13 protein-coding genes are annotated in these 19,025 nt (G+C 48.5%); 11 read left to right on the forward strand and 2 right to left on the reverse strand.

Annotation, left to right across the window (positions count from 1 at the left end):
• The first annotated feature begins 32 nt into the window (after window positions 1-32).
• The 5 genes from gcvT (at window position 33) to BLU99_RS08825 (ending at window position 5,689) form a co-directional block, all read left to right on the forward strand.
• Window positions 33-1,175, forward strand: coding sequence for a glycine cleavage system aminomethyltransferase GcvT (gene gcvT / locus BLU99_RS08805; protein ID WP_091901198.1), 1,143 nt, complete (start codon window positions 33-35; stop codon window positions 1,173-1,175).
• Between the two features lie 16 nt (window positions 1,176-1,191).
• On the forward strand, window positions 1,192-1,572 hold the full coding sequence (gene gcvH / locus BLU99_RS08810; protein ID WP_091901200.1) for a glycine cleavage system protein GcvH: 381 nt from the start codon (window positions 1,192-1,194) through the stop codon (window positions 1,570-1,572).
• 1 nt (window position 1,573) lies between these two features.
• On the forward strand, window positions 1,574-2,890 hold the full coding sequence (gene gcvPA / locus BLU99_RS08815; protein WP_091901598.1) for an aminomethyl-transferring glycine dehydrogenase subunit GcvPA: 1,317 nt from the start codon (window positions 1,574-1,576) through the stop codon (window positions 2,888-2,890).
• Between the two features lie 65 nt (window positions 2,891-2,955).
• Complete coding sequence (gcvPB, locus tag BLU99_RS08820) at window positions 2,956-4,362, forward strand: aminomethyl-transferring glycine dehydrogenase subunit GcvPB (RefSeq protein ID WP_091901202.1); 1,407 nt, start codon at window positions 2,956-2,958, stop codon at window positions 4,360-4,362.
• Between the two features lie 13 nt (window positions 4,363-4,375).
• Window positions 4,376-5,689 carry a dihydrolipoyl dehydrogenase family protein gene (locus BLU99_RS08825; protein WP_091901204.1) on the forward strand — a complete coding sequence of 438 codons (1,314 nt, stop codon included), beginning with the start codon at window positions 4,376-4,378 and terminating at the stop codon, window positions 5,687-5,689.
• 13 nt (window positions 5,690-5,702) lie between these two features.
• On the opposite strand, the gene BLU99_RS08830 is transcribed toward BLU99_RS08825, so the two are convergent.
• Both BLU99_RS08830 and BLU99_RS08835 read right to left on the reverse strand, forming a co-directional pair.
• Window positions 5,703-6,269: a phosphoribosylglycinamide formyltransferase gene (locus tag BLU99_RS08830; protein WP_091901206.1), complete on the reverse strand. Its 567-nt coding sequence runs from the start codon at window positions 6,267-6,269 to the stop codon at window positions 5,703-5,705.
• 79 nt (window positions 6,270-6,348) lie between these two features.
• Window positions 6,349-7,248, reverse strand: coding sequence for a diaminopimelate dehydrogenase (locus BLU99_RS08835; RefSeq protein WP_091901600.1), 900 nt, complete (start codon window positions 7,246-7,248; stop codon window positions 6,349-6,351).
• A gap of 238 nt (window positions 7,249-7,486) precedes the next feature.
• Between BLU99_RS08835 and ruvA the strand changes: the two genes are divergently transcribed.
• The 6 genes from ruvA to BLU99_RS08865 all read left to right on the forward strand — a co-directional run bounded on the left by ruvA (window position 7,487) and on the right by BLU99_RS08865 (window position 19,006).
• Window positions 7,487-8,110, forward strand: coding sequence for a Holliday junction branch migration protein RuvA (gene ruvA, locus BLU99_RS08840; protein ID WP_091901208.1), 624 nt, complete (start codon window positions 7,487-7,489; stop codon window positions 8,108-8,110).
• A gap of 113 nt (window positions 8,111-8,223) precedes the next feature.
• Window positions 8,224-15,621, forward strand: coding sequence for a T9SS outer membrane translocon Sov/SprA (gene sprA, locus BLU99_RS08845; RefSeq protein WP_255397543.1), 7,398 nt, complete (start codon window positions 8,224-8,226; stop codon window positions 15,619-15,621).
• 164 nt (window positions 15,622-15,785) lie between these two features.
• Window positions 15,786-16,658: a hypothetical protein gene (locus BLU99_RS08850; RefSeq protein ID WP_091901212.1), complete on the forward strand. Its 873-nt coding sequence runs from the start codon at window positions 15,786-15,788 to the stop codon at window positions 16,656-16,658.
• Window positions 16,655-17,089, forward strand: a complete 435-nt coding sequence (locus tag BLU99_RS08855; protein WP_255397520.1) for a S24/S26 family peptidase — start codon at window positions 16,655-16,657, stop codon at window positions 17,087-17,089. The genes BLU99_RS08850 and BLU99_RS08855 overlap by 4 nt, the downstream gene beginning before the upstream one ends.
• A 43-nt stretch (window positions 17,090-17,132) precedes the next feature.
• A complete protein-coding gene (locus BLU99_RS08860; RefSeq protein ID WP_091901214.1) occupies window positions 17,133-17,414 on the forward strand; it encodes a PqqD family protein in 282 nt (93 codons plus the stop codon).
• Entirely contained in the window at window positions 17,411-19,006 is a 1,596-nt protein-coding gene (locus BLU99_RS08865; protein WP_144006121.1) for an ABC transporter ATP-binding protein, read from the forward strand. The genes BLU99_RS08860 and BLU99_RS08865 overlap by 4 nt, the downstream gene beginning before the upstream one ends.
• Window positions 19,007-19,025 lie beyond the last annotated feature (19 nt).

Raw genomic sequence — 19,025 nt, forward strand, 5'->3', positions numbered from 1 at the left:
AGACCACCGATTAACTAAAAACCAAAGAAACAATGGGAATAAAACAAGAACTGGAAAGGAAGGAGAAACGAACCTGTTTGTATGATAAGCACGTGTCGTTGGGCGCGACAATGGTGTCGTTCGGAGGTTTCGACATGCCTCTGCTTTATCAGTACGCCGGTATCGCACCAGAGCATATGGCTGTTCGTGAGCATGTTGGACTCTTTGATGTATCCCATATGGGGGAGGTCGTTGTGCGGGGCAAGGATGCCGAGCGCTATGTGAACTACATTTTCACCAACAGTGTGACAGACATTCCAATAGGTAAGATACTATATGGGATGATGTGCTACGAAAACGGCGGTACTGTCGATGACCTCTTGGTGTATAAGATGGGTGAGAACGACTTCTTCCTGGTGGTCAATGCAGCGAACATCGACAAAGACTGGGCGTGGATGCAAGAGCATGCAACTGGTTTTGACATCGACCTGCAAAACCGTTCTGACTTTTATGGTCAGATAGCCGTTCAGGGGCCAGAGTCCGAGCATATTGTAGAGACAGTCTTAGGCTTATCGTGTGCTGAACTGACATTCTACACGTGCAAGACGATTCAAGTTTCATTCCCTCACAAGGAAGGGACAGAGGAAAGTCTTATCATATCACGAACAGGTTATACGGGAGAAGACGGTTTTGAGATATATGCCTCGCACGACTATATCCGTGACTGTTGGGACAAACTCATTGCTGCTGGTGTTCAGGCCTGTGGTCTTGGTTGTCGTGACACACTGCGTTTTGAGGCAGGCCTGCCGCTCTATGGAGACGAGTTGTCGGAGGAGATCACCCCTGTGATGGCTGGTTTGACGATGTTCGTGAAATTTGAGAAACCGACATTCATCGGAAAGGAGGCCTTGTTGAAGCAGAAGAACGATGGGTCTGCTAAGAAGCTTGTGGGTATTGAACTCTTCGATAAGGCGATACCCCGTCATGGATACCCCGTGTTGAACATGAACGGCGATCCTATTGGTGAGGTGACAACGGGTTATCACACTCTTTCCACCGACAAGAGTGTGTGCATGGCGCTCGTCGATGCGGCCTATGCGAAACTCGATACCGAGGTACAGATCCAGATCCGTAAGAAGGTGTTTGCTGGTAAGGTAGTGAAGAAATTGTTCTATCAGAAAAAGTATAAAAAGTAATAAGGAAATATATATTATGGCAAAGGTAATTGAAGGACTCTACTACTCGGAGTCACACGAATTTGTAAGAGTAGAAGGCGATTTCGGATTCATTGGTATTACAGACTATGCCCAGAATGCGCTAGGTAATGTGGTGTATGTTGATATGCCCGATGTGGACGATGAGGTAACGGCCGGAGAGGAGTTTGGTGCCGTGGAGAGTGTGAAGGCAGCTAGTGATCTGATTTCGCCTGTGAGTGGTACCGTCGTAGAGGTGAACGAGATGCTCGATGATCAGCCCGAACTCATCAATGAGGATGCTTTTGAGAACTGGATCATCAAAGTAGAACTCAGCGACAAGGCCGATTTGGATAAACTGATGGACGCCAAGGCCTACGATGCATTCTGCCAGAAATAATATGGACTATAAGTATTTTCCACATACGGAGGACGATCTTCAGACGATGTTGTCGAAGGTGGGCGTGGCGTCGCTAGATGCGCTATACGCCCAAATACCCGAAAGTATCCGTTTCAAGGACGACTATCGGATTCCGACTGCGATGAGTGAGATGGAGGTGCGACAGCTCTTCGGACAGTTGGGCTCACAGAACAGACAACTGACATGCTTTGCCGGCTTCGGCGTGTATGATCACTATACCCCTTCGGTGATATCTGGTTTGTTGCAGCGCTCGGAATTTCTGACCTCCTATACCCCGTATCAAGCGGAGATCTCGCAGGGTACGCTCCATTATATCTTCGAGTATCAGTCGATGATGGCCGAACTAACAGGTATGGAGGTATCGAATGCCTCGATGTATGACGGGACGACTGCTTGTGCAGAGGCTATGATGATGGCCGTGGCAGCGGGAAAGAAAATGGACAAGGTGCTGGTGTCGGCTACTCTGAACCCCAAGACGCGCGAGGTGCTTGACACATATGCTTTGCATCAAGGCATCGAACTAGTGACGATTCCCGCGAAGAACGGTGTTACCGACCGGTCTGTCCTCTTCTCCCAACTTTCGACTCTCGATGGAGTGGCAGGTGTTATCGTACAGCAGCCAAACGTCTATGGTATTGTCGAGGATTTCTCGGGGATTGCCGATGCCTGCCATGAGCAGAAAGCACTCTTTATCGTCGATAGTATTGCTGCTGATCTCGCCGTATTGAAAACTCCGGGAGAGTGGGACGCCGACATTGCTGTCGGTGACGGACAATCGTTGGGCATCCCAATGTTGTTCGGTGGTCCTTATGTGGGTTATATGTGTTGTAAGGAGAAACTCATCCGGAAGATGCCTGGACGTATTGTCGGCATGACACAAGATGATCGAGGACAGCGTGCTTTTGTGCTGACATTGCAGGCGCGCGAGCAGCATATCAGGCGGCAAAAGGCCACCTCGAATATCTGTTCCAACCAGAGTCTGATGGCTCTCTTCGTGACGATCTATATGTCGCTGATGGGGCGTCAGGGTCTGAAGGAAGCAGCGGAATTATCCTATGCCGGTGCACACTATCTCTGTGACGAACTGTTGAAGACGGGACGTTTTGAATTGATCTATGACCAGCCTTTCTTCAATGAGTTCTATGTGAAGTACGACGGTGATGTTGACACCCTCTATCAGCGTTTTATAGAAGCAGGTGTCCTTGGTGGTGTGCGTCTGAAAGACGGACTGCTTTTTGCCGTTACGGAAAAACGTACGAAAGAAGAGATTGACAACCTCGTGAAATTAATAGTCTAGGCAATGGTTATTTGATACCCCATGAAAAGGGACAAGCATATGCCAAGGATTCAGATGATACGATTATGAATAATAAGTTATATGGCAATTTGATCTTTGAACTATCAAAGGCAGGTCGAAAGGGCTTCTCTCTACCTAAAAATAATTACGGGACCTGTACGATTCCAAAGGAACTCTGTCGTCAAAAGGAAGCGGCGCTGCCTGAGTGTGATGAGTTGACTGTGGTTCGTCACTATACGAACCTCTCAAACAATAACTTTGGTGTAGACACAGGCTTCTATCCTCTCGGCTCCTGTACGATGAAGTATAACCCGAAAATCAATGAGGAGATAGCCGCACAGCCGCAGTTCCAGAACATACATCCTGAACAGCCCACGGAGACTACGCGTGGTGCACAGGCCATCGTCAGTCTGCTGGAGCGCTCGCTCTGTGAACTCACAGGTATGGCTCATTTCACTTTCAAGCCCTATGCGGGGGCACATGGTGAACTGACGGGACTGATGACGATTGATAACTATCACCGTTCGCGAGGTGATTTCGATAGGAAGAAGGTCATTGTGCCCGATAGTGCTCATGGGACGAACCCTGCTTCGGCGGCGGTCTGCGGACTGGAGATCGTCGAGGTGAGCTCGCGGGCAGATGGAACGGTCGACTTTGAGGATTTGCAGCGTATTGTTGCTGAGCAGGGCACGGAGATTGCTGCAATGATGATGACGAATCCTAATACCCTTGGCCTCTTCGAGACGCGTATCCCGGAGATTGCCAGACTTATACACGACTGTGGTGGTCTGATGTACTACGATGGGGCAAATTTGAATCCGATGTTGGGCGCATGTCGTCCCGGTGATATGGGGTTCGACGTGATGCATGTTAATCTGCATAAGACATTCTCTACTCCTCATGGTGGCGGTGGACCTGGTAGTGGTCCGGTTGGTGTTCGTGAGGGCTTGCAGTCATTCTTCCCCTTTGTGTCGCCTTATCATGGCAACTTTGGCGTTATGATGCGTGCGTATGCCTATATCCTTTCCTTAGGTCGTGAACATGTAAAGGAGGTGGGACCGTTGGCCACACTGAATGCCAACTATATCAAGGCGTGTCTGAAGGATGTCTACGAGTTGCCCATCGATACAGTGTGTTGTCATGAATTCGTGTTCGATGGTCTGAAGGATAAGACGACAGGTGTGACAACGATGGATGTGGCGAAACGTCTGCTCGACTACGGCTATCATGCTCCGACAATCTATTTTCCGTTGCTTTTCCATGAGAGCCTGATGATTGAGCCGACAGAGAACGAGTCGCGTGAAACACTCGATGGCTTCATTGCCGTGATGCGCAAGATAGCAGAGGAGGCGAAAGTCAGTCCCGAGAAGGTGAAATCTGCTCCTCATACAACACCTATTGGAAGGGCTGACGATGTGCTCGCTGCTAAACATCCTGTTGTGACCTATCGTCAACTCAAGTCAGAAGCCTAATGTTCAATGTGTGATGAAAAAGACAGATTTGATCGTTATTGGCGCAGGACCGGGTGGTTACAAGGCTGCCGAGTATGCGGCCAAACGGGGACTGAAGGTGACGATTTTCGAGGTTGGAGAGGTTGGGGGTACCTGTCTTAATGTTGGCTGTATCCCCACGAAGACCTTTGTTCATAGTACCTCGTTTGATGAGGCCCGTGAACGTATGGTTCAGGTGGTGTCTCAACTCCGCCAAGGGGTGGAGGGTATCCTTTCGCATCCGAATATTACTCTTGTCCGTGAGAAAGTCTCTTTTGTCGATGCTCATACTGTTCGTTATGGAGACGGTGATTTGGTTATTGCTGATTACATCATTATCGCCACAGGATCCGAAACAAAATGGCTATCTATTGTTGGTGCAGACAGTCCCAGAGTTGTCGACTCTACAGGTTTGCTCCGGCTCGGCATCCTCCCCAAACGTCTCTGTGTCATTGGTGCCGGAGTCATTGGTATGGAGTTCGCTTCAGTGTTTCAGCGTTATGGTTCTGAGGTTACCGTCATTGAGTATCTGAAGGAATGTCTTCCTGCCCTTGATGGTGATATAGCGAAGCGTCTGCGTAAGACTTTGGAGAAGCGTGGCATAACTTTCCATATGCAGTGTGCCGTGAAACAGATTGTGGATGAAGAGGTGGTGTTTGAAGACAAGAAGGGACAGCAAGTACGCATAGCGGCAGATGTCATCCTAATGGCTACGGGCCGCAAGCCTCGAACTGAGGGCCTAAATCTGGAAGCCCTTGGCATCACTCTTGCCCCCAATGGTGCCATTCCCGTCGATGATAATTTCTGTGTAGCGTTGAGAGGAGCCGAGAGAAGTCCTCTCTATGCTATCGGTGATGTGAATGGTCGACAGATGCTTGCTCATGCCGCGGAGATGCAGGCTATCCATGCTGTCAATCATATTTTAGACAAGAAAGACGGTATCCGCTTCGATATCATGCCCGCTGCCATCTTTACCGAACCAGAGGCCGCCTGCGTGGGGCCTACCGAGGATCAATTTAAGGAACAAGGTGTTGCATATACCTGCCAAAAGGCGTTCTGGCGTGCCAACGGTAAGGCTCTTGCGATGGGTGAGACAGAGGGAATGCTTAAACTCTTTGTGTCCCCTTCTTTGGAGGGGCAGAGAGGAGGTCTTATCCTTGGTTGTCATGCTTATGGTGCTCATGCTGCTGATATCGTCCAGGAGGCGTCGGTACTCATGTGCAAGAACACCACGGTCGACGAACTTGCCGACATGGTGCACATTCATCCAACCCTTGCGGAAATATTGAAGTCCGTTACAGAACAGTAACGGACTTCAATATTTAGAGACTTTTCAATATATCTTCAACAACCTTGGGGAAATATTGCATCTCCAGTTGGTGTTCTTTCTCAGCGATGTCGTCAACTGTGTCGTTGGGGGAGAGGGCAACCTTGTATTGAGCGATAATCTCTCCTGCATCGCAGACAGGGGTCACCCAATGGACAGTCATGCCTGTCTCGGTTTCTCCTGCAGCCTTTACGGCCTCGTGGACATGATGTCCCCACATGCCCTTCCCACCATACTTGGGCAGTAGGGCGGGGTGTAGGTTGATAATCCTATGCGGATAAGCGTCGATGAGAAAATCAGGGATGAGCGGTAGCCATCCTGCCAATACGATGAAACCGATGTCGTATTTCTGAAGCAAAGGTAGCATCACGTCTGGGTTGTGGAGATCGGCCTTGGGGGCAACGGCGGTGGGAACGCCGAGACGCTCTGCTCTTGCTAATGCATAGGCATCATGTTTATTGCTGACAACGAGAGCGGTATGAACGCTCTCGTTGTCAGCAAAATAATTAATCAGGTTTTCGCAGTTAGTCCCGCCGCCTGATACAAAGATTGCTATATTCATTTCATTCTATTCAACATAGAAATACAGAGAGGACAGAGTTTTTATTATTTCCTCTGTGTCTCTGTATTTCTGTGTCTGTTTATACTAAGTGTTCGATAAGATCTGCACGGTCGCCGGGGAGCATGTCGATGACTGGAATCTCAACCATGGTATAGCATCCGGGCTGCAGGCGTACGGAAGCACGGGCCACGTTGACAAGCACCTGACCGGTAAGGGCAGGATTGTTGATGCTCATATTGAATTCCAGACGCTGGTTCTGTGTCTTACCGCTGACACCCTTGCGTACAAGGTTTACACCATGCCCCATGTCGCGTACATCGTCGACGCTCTCAACTTGGAACACATGAGTCTCGTCGGAAGCGAAGTAGGGATCAGCTTTGATATCCTTAGACACATCTTCCAGTTTTGCGCCTTCTTCCAGTTCAACATATACCATACGACGATGGATACCCTCACCGAGAGGGATAGTCATTGATAGCGCATTCTTCACGCCTTTCTTCGAGCGGACGCAGACGCTGTGTCCCATGGACATACCAGGACCAAAGTTCGTGTAGCTGAGTCCTTTTGGCGCAAGACTCTGCATGAGGGTGCGCACGATAGAGTCGGAGCCTGGATCCCATCCGGCAGCGATGACACTGACAGTGTTGGTCTCTTTGTTGAGCTTCATCAGACGCTCGCGGTATCCGCGGATGTTCGTGTGAATGTCGAAAGAATCGACGGTGTTGATGCCAAGAGGAAGAATCTGATTCGCATACTCCTCACAACTGCGAGTAGGGGTGGCAAGGATGGCTACATCGACATCCTTCAGTTCGCGGATGTCCTTCACTACTTCATAGTCTGCCAGTTCTGCAGGCTTGTTCTCCGCACCGTTACGACGTACGATACCTGCTACCTCGAAGTCGGGAGCTGTCTCCAGTGCCTGGAGGGCATACTGTCCGATGTTGCCGTAACCCACGACGGCTGCTCTGATTTTCTTCATAATCTTTTTTATGTCTTTTGTTGGTTGTTCCATCACTGCTGTTCTTCGCGGGTAAGGCGAAGGCATTGCTATCGAGCGGCAAAAGTACACTTTTTTACTGAGATACGTGACAAAACGACGGGGAAAATATCTAAAATCTTTCTTTTTGTGATAATTGATAAGGTTTCTGACACGAAATACAATAAATTGTAAGTATTGCGCGTTTTATGAATGGTGAAAATGAAAAACTGTAAGAACTATGATTGAGTATATCAAAGGAGAACTGACAGAACTGACTCCCGCGTTGGCGACGGTGGAGGCTGCTGGAATCGGCTATGGACTGAACATCTCGTTGAATACGTTCAGCGCCATCCAAGGGTTACGAGCAGACGGAACGGGAAAGAAGGATGTGAAACTCTATGTCTATGAGGCTATTAGGGAGGATGCCCATCAACTTTATGGCTTTGTGAACAAGAAAGAAAGAGAGATGTTCCTATTACTCATTTCGGTGAGTGGGGTGGGTGCTAACACGGCCCGGATGATTCTCTCGTCGTTGAGTGTCAGTGAACTATGCAATGCAATCTCAACCAATAATGAACGATTGATTAAGGGTATCAAGGGCATCGGTCTGAAAACGGCCCAGCGTATCATCGTCGACCTGAGAGATAAGATTGTCGCTTTGGGCATAGCAGAGGAAATTCCTGTGGGTGGACAGGTGTCTGCACCGGTAAACTGTCAGGTGAAGGACGAGGCAGTGAGTGCACTGACGATGTTGGGTTTTGCCCCAGCACCGAGTCAGAAGGTGGTTGTCGCCATCATGCAGGAACAGCCCAATGCTCCTGTGGAACAGGTTGTGAAGCAGGCATTGAAGATGATCAAGTAAGTTCGGGGAATCATTCTGAAACTGACGGCAGGACTTGAGGGCTATATAGGGGCCTTTTGAAGTCCTGTTGTCCGCTGCAAACATTATTAATGAGACGGATTATAGGAATTGTCATGGGATTGGTGCTCGCGTGCGTATGTGTGCATGCGCAAAAAGATTCTTTGCGTGCGCGTTGGCGCATCCAACGCACGGCCCCCATGTTGGTGCACGATCTCGACTCGTCGGCCCTCGATTTAAAATGGCCTGACAATATCCATCAAACGGTCGAGTATGATGACTCGGCTAATGTCTATTATATCGGTTCAAAGTTGGGTGACTCTTATCTGACGGCTCCTATACTGATGACGCCGGCAGAATATCAGAAGTGGGTAGAACAGAGGGCACTCCGTCAGTTTTTCCGAAAGAAAAACACGGAAAACGTGGCGAATGGCGGGAAGGATAAGTTCTTGTTTTCTGACATGCATTTCGACCTTGGTCCGGCAGAGAAGATTTTCGGTCCAGGTGGTGTACGCATCAAGACACAGGGAACGGCAGAACTGAAGTTCGGTGCGACGATGAAGAATATCGATAATCCATCGCTACCTATCCGTAACCGTAAGACAACAAGCTTTGATTTCGATGAGAAGATCAATCTGAGTGTGAATGGTATGGTGGGAGACAAGGTGAACATGAACTTGAACTATAACACTGATGCGACATTCGACTTCGACACTCAGAATCTGAAACTGAAATATGAGGGTAAGGAGGATGAAATCATCAAGTTAGTGGAGGCTGGTAATGTCACTTTCCCGTCGAACAACTCGTTGGTGAAGGGAGCGAGCAGTCTTTTTGGCGTGCGTACCGATTTGCAGTTTGGTAGACTGAAGTTACAGACGGTACTTTCGCAAAAGAAATCGTCGACGAAAAGTGTATCGTCGAGAGGTGGTACGCAGACAACGGCTTTTGAACTGGATGCGTCCGACTACGAAGAGAACCGCCATTTCTTCCTCTCACATTATTTCCGGGAACATTACGATCAGGCGATGTCGACCCTGCCGAACCTGATGACGGGCATTGAGATCAACCGTGTGGAGATCTGGGTGACAAACAAGACGGGCACGACGGCTAATACCCGTCATATCGTGGCGTTGACAGACTTAGGAGAGAATACACAGGTAAGTAATCCCTATTGGAATCTGTCCGGGCAGACGGTGCCAGGTAATGCAGGAAACACAGAGTATGCAACACTGGTGAATAGCTATGCCGATGCCCGTGATATAGATCAAACAAACAGCGTGTTGGCAGCTATCCCCGGTTTTGAGAATGGTGTGGACTATGAGAAACTGTCGAGTGCCCGTCTGTTGACTGCCTCGGAGTATACCGTGAACAAATCGTTGGGTTACGTGTCGTTGAAGGGTGGTTTGCAGACAGATCAGGTACTGGCGGTGGCCTATGAGTTCACGGCAGGTGGGGTTACCTATCAAGTGGGTGAGTTTGCTGGTGATGTTGCGGAGACTTCAAAGGCGTTGTTTGTGAAGTCGTTGAAGAATACATCGGCTACGCCCTCTCAGGGAAACTGGCGTCTGATGATGAGGAACGTGTATTATCTCGCTTCAACGGTCGAAAAAAGCAGGTTCCGTCTTGATATCAAGTATCAGAGTGATACGGCAGGCGTCTATCTGACCTACATCCCAGAACAGCAGGTGAAGAGAACTCCTTTGTTGCGACTCCTCGGTTGTGATCGATTGGACAATAACAACAAGACGCATGCCAATGGATATTTTGATTTCGTTGAGGGTTATACCGTGTCCGACGGTCGTGTTTTCCTGCCTGCTGCAGAGCCCTTCGGTGATTATCTGCGTCAGCGACTTCTCCGTGAAGGACTGTCGTCGGCAGATGCGGAGAAATACGTGTTCTCCCAGTTGTACGACTCAACGAAGACGGTAGCGCGACAGAATGCAGAGAAAGACAAGTATATCCTCTCCGGACAGTATAAGGGAACTTCCGCCAATGTAATTTCTCTTGGGGCTTATAATGTGCCGCAGGGCTCCGTCGTGGTCACTGCAGGTGGTATCGTTTTGCAGGAGGGGTCTGACTATTCAGTTGACTATTCAGCTGGTGAGGTGACGATCCTGAACCAGAGTATCATCGATGCAGGAACAAACGTCAATGTGTCGCTGGAGTCGAATACTGATTACGGCATGCAGCGGAAGACGATGATGGGTGTGAATTGGGAATACGATTTCTCTAGGAACTTCCAGATTGGAGGTACACTGATGCATCTCTCCGAACAAGCACTCATCTCGAAAGTAGCGATGGGTGAGGAACCGCTGAAAAACACACTCTGGGGATTGAGTGTCAACTGGAAGCAGGAGTCGCAGTGGCTTACTTCTGTTCTCAATAAGATACCGTTCTTACATGTTAAGGAACCATCGCATATCTCTTTCACCGGCGAGTTCGCACAACTCGTCACAGGAACGGCAGGTGGCACACAGGATAATGCCTCGTATATCGACGATTTCGAGAATACGAAGAACTATATCGACGTGAGTAGTCCGAAACAATGGACACTCTCTAGTGTCCCGACGATGTTTCCGGAAAGTGTTGACAAGACGGGAGTAACTAGTGGTATGAACCGTGCACTGTTAGCTTGGTATAACGTTGATCCGATATTTACCCGTCGTTCATCGACGCTTACGCCAGGACATATCAAGAGTGATCTTGAGCAGCTATCCAATCATTATGTGCGTGAGGTATATGTGAAGGAACTTTATCCTAACCGTGATCAGAGCACTTATAATGGGGCAACATCAACGCTACCCGTGCTGAATCTCGCCTATTATCCACAGGAACGCGGTCCCTATAACCTGACACGCGATCTGAACAGTGACGGTTCTATGCGACAGCCCGAGACGAAATGGGGTGGTATGATGCGCAGACTCGACACTAACGACTTCGAACAGGCAAATATCGAGTATATCGAGTTTTGGATGCTCGACCCCTTTATCTACACCCGGCAGCAGGGCAATGAATCCGATTACAGTGGCGATCTCTACTTCAATCTCGGTGAGGTGAGTGAGGACGTGCTCCGCGACGGTAAGAAGTTCTATGAGAGTGGCATGCCCGTCGACGGAAGTAATTCGTACAACACCACCCAATGGGGAAAGGTGCCTGTTCAGGCAACGCAGACCTATGCCTTCGCTACGACAACCGGCTCGCGACGATTACAGGATGTGGGTTTCAATGGACTAAATAATGACGAGGAACGCTCGTATGGAGCTTACAAAGAGTGGATAGATGCCGTGAGTGGGATAATCACTAACGACAGTATCCGTGAGGCGTGGCGCAACGACCCTGCTGGCGATGACTATCATTATTTCCGGGGCTCCGACTTTGACAAGGAACGGAAGACCATTCTCGACCGTTACAAACGAATCAACAACCCACAAGGCAATTCTCCCGATACTGATGAGCAAACAGAGTCGTACGACACCAGTTATAAGACGGGGCCGGACGTAGAGGATATAAATCAAGACTATACACTCAATGAGTACGAACGTTATTATCAGTACAAGGTACGTATCAGTCCGGAAATTCTTGATGCTTACCGTCACGGTGTGGCGTCTGCCGACTGTTTTATCACAGACATGCGTACTAGTAGTGTGAAGTTACGCAATGGCGATACGACGAGTGTTAACTGGTATCAGTTCCGTATTCCTTTGACGGCATATGAGCGTAAGGTGGGGTCGATTAATGGTTTCACTAGCATCCGTTTCATGCGAATGTTTATGACCGGTTTTCAGAAACCTATCGTTCTTCGTTTTGGTTCGTTGGATCTTGTGCGCGGTGAATGGCGTGTATATAAGCAGAGTCTTGGCACCTCGGCAGCAGAGGGAGGTGTCATGGAGGTCAGTGTCGTGAATATCGAAGAGAACAACGACAAGACACCGGTGAATTATGTGTTGCCGCCAGGTATCAGTCGTGTGACAGACCCCTCACAGCCTCAACTTGTGGAGAACAACGAACAAGCACTCGATATCGTGGTCAAGGAACTGCGACAGGGCGAGTCGAAGGCAGTCTATCGGAACACCAGTTTGGACCTGCGTCACTATAAACGCATGCAGATGTTCGTTCATGCCAATCACCTCATGCCTGATGCCACGAATCTGCAAGACAATCAATTGGCTGTGTTCATCCGCCTTGGTAGTGACTACAGGAACAACTACTATGAGTATCTGATTCCATTGCAACTCACACCTGACCGTAGCGACTATAGCAAATATTCTACTGCCGACCGTCGACAAGTATGGCCCGAAACGAATATGCTCGATATCAGTCTTCATCTCTTTACTCAACTGAAAAAACAGCGTAATCTGTCGAGATCGCAAGGTACAGCCTCCTATAGTCATCCCTTTTCTATCTATGACCCCGATCGTCCCGGTAATAAGGTTAGTGTGCTTGGTAACCCGTCGCTTGGTGAGGTGAAGGTGATGATGATCGGTGTGCGAAATATTTCCGGTGATGTGAAGTCAGGAGAGGTATGGGTTAACGAACTTCGCCTATCCGAAACGAACAACGATGGTGGATGGGCGGCCTCAGGAACGATGAATGTGCAACTCTCTGACTTCGGTACTGTGAATATGATGGGCCGTTATATCGGCGACGGCTTCGGAGGACTGGAGGAGGGGGTGACACAACGGTCTACCGATACGCAGAAAGAATACAGTGTGACAACATCATTGGAACTAGGTAAGTTCTTCCCTGAGAAGGCGAAGGTCAGTGCACCGCTTTATTACTCCGTGACAAAGGAAGAGGTAAGACCGCGTTACAATCCTTTAGATTCCGATATGCGCCTCAGCGACGCCCTTGATGCAGCAGCTGATCGTCGTGAGCGAGACAGTATTGAGAACATTGCTGTCACAAAGACTACAAACAGTAACTTTGCACTTTCGAATCTTCGCTGGGGACTACGAACGAAACGTCATCCGATGCCCTATGATCCAGCCAATTTCTCGTTTAGTTACAGTCATTCTCACCGTTATACGTCGGGCGAGACGACCGTCTACGAGAAAGAGGACCAGTGGCGTAGCGCACTAAACTACAATTACTCTCCTGTATATAAAACTTGGGAACCTTTCAAACACCTGAAAGGAAAATCAAAGTGGCTGAACTTTCCAAAGGCATTTGGCATCAACTATCTGCCGCAGAGTATTGCCTTCAACTCCGAGATTACCAGGAACTATTACGAATTGCAGGAGCGTGATATGGAGAGTCTGGATCGGCAGCGTCTTCCATTGACGTTCTCCGAGCAGTTCCTGTGGAACCGTGACTTCTCCTTACGTTGGGATTTTACGAAGAACCTGCATTTCAATTTCCAGTCGGCTACTCGTGCGCAGATAGAGGAACCGTATACACCCGTCAACAAAGACCTCTATCCAGACCACTATACTGCATGGAAAGACTCTGTACGACGGAGCATCCGCAACTGGGGTACGCCACTCGACTATCAGCAGCAAGTCAGTGCAAGCTATCAATTGCCACTGAACAAATTGCCGCTCTTTGATTGGGTGAATGCCGACGCTTCCTATCATGCGCGTTATTCATGGGTGAGAGGTACGGAACTGGATGACGGTACGAGTTTGGGTAATACCATCTCCAGTAACCGTAACCTAAACATCAATGGTTCTTTTAACATGGAGACGCTCTATAAGCATATACCATTCCTGAAAAGGGTCAATGAGCGATTCAGGAAGACCGGTGTCAGGAATCCCAGAAGTCCAGAAAAGCCTAAGTTATCCAGAAGAAATAAAAAAACAGAAAACGACGGTGACTATGGTGATCATGCCGAGCTGGCCTCTCTCGAAGACTCTCGGAACACTTATCAGCGTGAAATCACTCTTCGCTCCGATACAACGCTCACTGTGGCTCATAACAGAAACTCTAGACGGATTGTAGTGACGGCTCGGACGAAGGACGGTCGTCTCTATAATCTCCGATATAAGACCATTGATCCTAATAGGATTGTGATAAAAAGTCTTGACACCATATCTTTGAAGATTACGATTTCTGCAAAGCCTACATCGGAGAACAAGTGGTGGTATAAGTCTGCCCAAAGCGCGGCCCGTGTATTGATGATGGTTCGTTCTGTCAGTGTTAACTACCGTCATCAGTATGCAATGCTATTACCGGGCTTTCTGCCCAATGTAGGTGATATGTTCGGTCAAAGGGCCGATAATGTGATGTCGCCTGGTCTCGATTTTGCCTTCGGTGTGATGGGCGATGGCTATCTCGATAAGGCGATGAGGAACGATTGGTTGCTGATGAACGACAGCGTGGCAACACCGGCAACCGTTAACAGCTCCAGTGACTTGCAACTGAGAGCAGTTCTAGAACCGCTCCGAGACTTGCGGATTGACCTTCATGCCTCACGTACCGACAATAGGGCGAGAAGCATCCAATATATGTATGCAGGGACACCGACAACCTATAGCGGAACGTTCAATATGACAACGATATCGTTCAAGGGGGCGTTAGCCGGTATAGGTAACGCAAACAGCGGTTATCGATCGGCAACTTTCGACCGTTTCCGCACGCTTGTTGACGATTTTCAACAACGTGTGCAGCAACTGTACGACGGTGCACCGCACACGTTTGCTGATGTCAATCCTTATAGCGCTGATGTGATGGTGCCGGCCTTCCTTTCCGCCTATACGATGGGGGCCGGGAAGTCGCTTGCTGTCTTTCCTTCGCTGATGCGTCTGTTGCCGAACTGGACCATGCATTACTCGGGACTCTCAAAACTTCCGTGGGTGCGCGACTATCTGAAGAGCCTCACTCTCAGTCATGCATATAAGAGTGTTTATAGTGTAGGCAGTTATGCGTCATACAGTTCGTGGCAGGAGTATATGGACGGATTAGGTTTTATCACAGATCAAGTGACGGGCATGCAACAGCCGTCGTCGATGTACAACGTTTCTACCGTCAGCATAAACGAAGCATTTTCACCATTGCTCGGTGTCGATGCTACGTTTCAAAATAATCTCACGGCGAAGTTGGAGTATCGTACGAGTCGTGTACTTAGTCTCTCGATGACAAGTATTCAACTCAATGAGGCACTCAGTCGTGACTGGGTTGTTGGGATGGGCTATAAGATTCAGGATTTTAATCTTTATGGTGCTGCAGGTAACCGTAAAGTCAAGCGGGCACAGTCGGCATCTGGTAAATCGGGGAAGGTCGGATATTCTGGATCATCCGGCAAATCCGGTGTGAACCATGACCTGAATCTGCGTTTAGACCTTTCATACCGCCGGCAAGCATCTATCACCCGTGATATTGCATCCGGTGTGTCATCGGCCTCGAGCGGAAACACAGCTTTCAAGTTGTCTTTTATGGCTGACTATACGCTCTCTCGTTTACTCACCCTGACGGCTTATTACGATCAGCAGACAAACACTCCTTTACTCTCAAGCAACAGTTATCCTACGACGACGCGTGACTTCGGACTGTCGTTAAAATTCTCGCTCACACGATAGGATGCTTTTTCGTGTTTTCTTTTTTGAATTCTCGAAAAAAGTTCGTACCTTTGCCGCTGTAGCTTTAATGATACCATCTACAGATATGATTTTGAAACGTATGTTCCAATTACGGCGTCTATTGCTCGGGTTGGCATAGGGTTTTTGTTAAGTGTGATTCCGAAATGAGAGAAACAGTATATTATAAGGTAGCAGGTCACCTATATAGCGTGAGCGCAGAGAAGGATGTCTTTGCGATGATGAAAAATTATGAACCATTTAAAAGTGACGGTGACGCGACGACGTTTACCTTAGTCATTGAGAATGGAAAGGCACCCGATTACACCGAGGAACTACGACAAGACGATGAGGAACAGACCATCATTTGCGGATGTACGATAGACGGTAGGCCTGTGTTTGAATTTCGTTGGCAGAACATAACGGCAGGATGGCTTATCTGTACAGGCGACTATCGTGACGGGCAACTTGTCGTGACGGACCGTCATGTAAAAATGGCTATCGACAATGCTCTGATGGTACTGTTTGCGCTGGCAACGGCCGATAAGAATACACTGCTGTTTCATGCATCTGTGGTCAGCTATAAGGGATATGGTTATATGTTCCTAGGCAAGAGCGGAACTGGTAAAAGTACTCATTCGAGTCTTTGGCAACAGTATGTCGATGCGACAGAACTGATAAACGATGACAATCCGGTGGTGTGTATCGGAGACGACAATCAGGTTGTTGTATATGGTTCGCCCTGGAGTGGTAAGACACCCTGTTATCGGAACGTCGTTTATCCCTTGGGTGGTATTGTTCTTCTCTGTCAGGCACCTTATAATAAGATACGTCGTCTGACAGGTATTGAAACTTATGCGGCGCTGGTACCCAGCATCAGTGGTAAACGATGGGACGCGCGTATTGCTGATGGATTGCATCAATCGGAAAATATATTGGCACGGCAGATACCTGCATATTATCTGGAATGTCTGCCAGATGAAGAGGCGGTACGTGTTTGTTATGCTGCATTGACGCATAATCATAATGATAAAGTATGATGAGCGATAAGGACATCATCGAGGAGGCAATCCGATTGGTTGATGAGGGCTTGTGTGTCACACTACCCGTCAATGGTCGCAGTATGCTACCATTCATCATTGGTGGCCGCGAGAGTGTTATTCTGCAGAAGGCAGTCCGACCTAAGGTCGGTGACGTGGTGCTTGCATGGGTCAACGGTATACGCTATGTGGTGCATCGTATCATCCGTGTGGATGGTGAAAATGTGACTCTAATGGGCGATGGTAACCTTGTTGGTGTAGAGCATTGTGCATTGGATGATATTAAGGCGTTGGCCACGCATGTTGTGGATGCGGATGGACAGACACATAAATTATACACACCTTGGCGAAAAGAAATCGCTCGACTATGGTTCTGGCTGCGACCTGTACGTCGATATTTGCTTGCCATCTATAGAAGAATAAAGAAATAGATATTGCTATTGTGCTTTTACAAAGGGCGGAAAAAACATAAAAATGAAAATCAAAAAAGGATTTGTGCTGCGCGATGTGTGCGGCGAACAGGTAATTATGGGGGAGGGACTCGATGCAGTTAACTTCGGGAAGTTGTTAGTACTTAACGATACGGCAGCTTGGTTGTGGAAACGGGCTCAGCAGATGGTCTCCTTTAACATTGAGTCACTCACAGAAGAACTCTGTGGGGAATATGATGTTCCAGTCGACGAAGCCCGAAAGGATGTGGCTGAGATGCTGCAAAAGTGGCAGGATGCCGGTCTGATAGAGATTCTTGAGAGGTGAGATACGTATTGTGGCTGTGGCATAACACACGTGGCATCCGTTGGAGAATGGTGGTGCGCATCGTTGCAGGTATTGGACAAGTGTTGCTTGGCCTGCTGATGGTGTGGCTTAGCAAACGCTTCATTGATGTAACTATCCGCATAGGAAGTGTTGATGATGTGCTGCGGATGGTGATGTGGCTCGTGGTCACAGTCGTGGGAGGTGTGGTACTGCGACAAGTTGGTTTTTGGCTTACTACGGTTGCCAATGTCAGACAGATGAATAAACTCAGACTATATTTCTTTAGTAGTCTGTTCCGTCGGCAACTTTTCGAAGGTGAGGAGCTGCACTCGGGCGACGTTACGTCGCGATTAGCGAAGGATATTGAACAAGTGAGTACGGTGTGTACCGACACTCTGCCCCAGATGGCGATAACCGCGATACAACTCTGTGGCGCGTTCTTGTTAATGCACTGGTTTGATGCCCGACTGGCATGGGCATTACTGTTGCTTACACCAGTCGCCATCGTGTTCGGCAAACTTATCGCCCGTCGGTTACGGCAGATGACCCTTGACATCAGGAATGACGAGAGTCGTATACAGATGCAGGTGCAGGAGGGTATGGAATATAATGCCGTGTTGCGCTCTTTGGGCAGTGAACAGTGGGTCACTAGTCGTCTCGACTCTATGCAGCAGCGACTTCATGGCAATGTGATCCGACGCACACGCTTTACTGTTGTTGCCCGTCTCATCATGGGCTGTGTCTTCGGATTGGGTTATCTCTTAGCATTTGTATGGGGTGGCATAGGATTGCGTAATGGCACTATCACTTTTGGTGTTATGACCTCCTTTCTGCAGCTTGTTGGTATGATTCAACACCCGATACTCCAGTTGCTTAATCTTGTGCCTGGTGTGATTCATGCTACGGCAAGCATTGATCGTCTGGATGAGCTTGGTAATATGACATCGGATGCAGTACATGACAATAAGTGTGTCGAGAGGAATGACCATCAATTAGGGAAAGGCATCCGTTTCGATAATGTTGCTTTCCGCTATGCGAATGGCGATAAGATGATATTGGAGAACTTCACATATGAATTCAAACAAGGCAGTAAGACTGCCATCATGGGTGAGACAGGTATCGGGAAGACCACATTATTCCGACTGATTCTCGGTCTTGTCGAACCGACGGAGGGCGTGGTTACTGTGGGAGATGATTTGTGTTTCGTGCCGCAAGGTAACACGCTGATGAGTGGTACTATACGTTATAACCTGCAATTGGCAAAGCCTGATGTTACAGATGAGGCGTTAAAGGATGTGTTACATACAGCGTGTGCGGATTTCGTGTTCGACTTGCCAGAGGGACTGGATACAGAATTGGGTGAACATGGTTGTGGATTAAGTGAAGGACAAGCACAACGTATCGCGATAGCGCGTGGCCTGCTGCGTCCCGGTACGATCCTTTTGCTTGATGAAGTCAGCAGCTCGCTTGACGAACCTACCGAAAAAGAACTCTATCATCGTCTCTTTGAGGCATATCCAAGGAGTACAATGCTTTTTATTACACACCGCCCAGCCGTCACCTCTCTCTGCGATGACGTAATCCGTTTATAGATCTTATTAGTTGATGCGA

The sequence above is a fragment of the Prevotella sp. lc2012 genome (assembly GCF_900107065.1).
Lineage (GTDB): Bacteria > Bacteroidota > Bacteroidia > Bacteroidales > Bacteroidaceae > Prevotella.

What these genes read in the sequence shown, in the direction of transcription:
- sprA (WP_255397543.1), top strand. Translation starts at nt 8,224, where the DNA reads ATGGGATTGGTGCTCGCGTGCGTATGTGTGCATGCGCAAAAAGATTCT.
- BLU99_RS08855 (WP_255397520.1), top strand. Translation starts at nt 16,655, where the DNA reads ATGATGAGCGATAAGGACATCATCGAGGAGGCAATCCGATTGGTTGAT.
- gcvPB (WP_091901202.1), top strand. Translation starts at nt 2,956, where the DNA reads ATGAATAATAAGTTATATGGCAATTTGATCTTTGAACTATCAAAGGCA.
- BLU99_RS08825 (WP_091901204.1), top strand. Translation starts at nt 4,376, where the DNA reads ATGAAAAAGACAGATTTGATCGTTATTGGCGCAGGACCGGGTGGTTAC.
- gcvPA (WP_091901598.1), top strand. Translation starts at nt 1,574, where the DNA reads ATGGACTATAAGTATTTTCCACATACGGAGGACGATCTTCAGACGATG.
- gcvT (WP_091901198.1), top strand. Translation starts at nt 33, where the DNA reads ATGGGAATAAAACAAGAACTGGAAAGGAAGGAGAAACGAACCTGTTTG.
- gcvH (WP_091901200.1), top strand. Translation starts at nt 1,192, where the DNA reads ATGGCAAAGGTAATTGAAGGACTCTACTACTCGGAGTCACACGAATTT.
- BLU99_RS08830 (WP_091901206.1), bottom strand. Translation starts at nt 6,269, where the DNA reads ATGAATATAGCAATCTTTGTATCAGGCGGCGGGACTAACTGCGAAAAC.
- BLU99_RS08835 (WP_091901600.1), bottom strand. Translation starts at nt 7,248, where the DNA reads ATGAAGAAAATCAGAGCAGCCGTCGTGGGTTACGGCAACATCGGACAG.
- BLU99_RS08850 (WP_091901212.1), top strand. Translation starts at nt 15,786, where the DNA reads ATGAGAGAAACAGTATATTATAAGGTAGCAGGTCACCTATATAGCGTG.
- ruvA (WP_091901208.1), top strand. Translation starts at nt 7,487, where the DNA reads ATGATTGAGTATATCAAAGGAGAACTGACAGAACTGACTCCCGCGTTG.
- BLU99_RS08860 (WP_091901214.1), top strand. Translation starts at nt 17,133, where the DNA reads ATGAAAATCAAAAAAGGATTTGTGCTGCGCGATGTGTGCGGCGAACAG.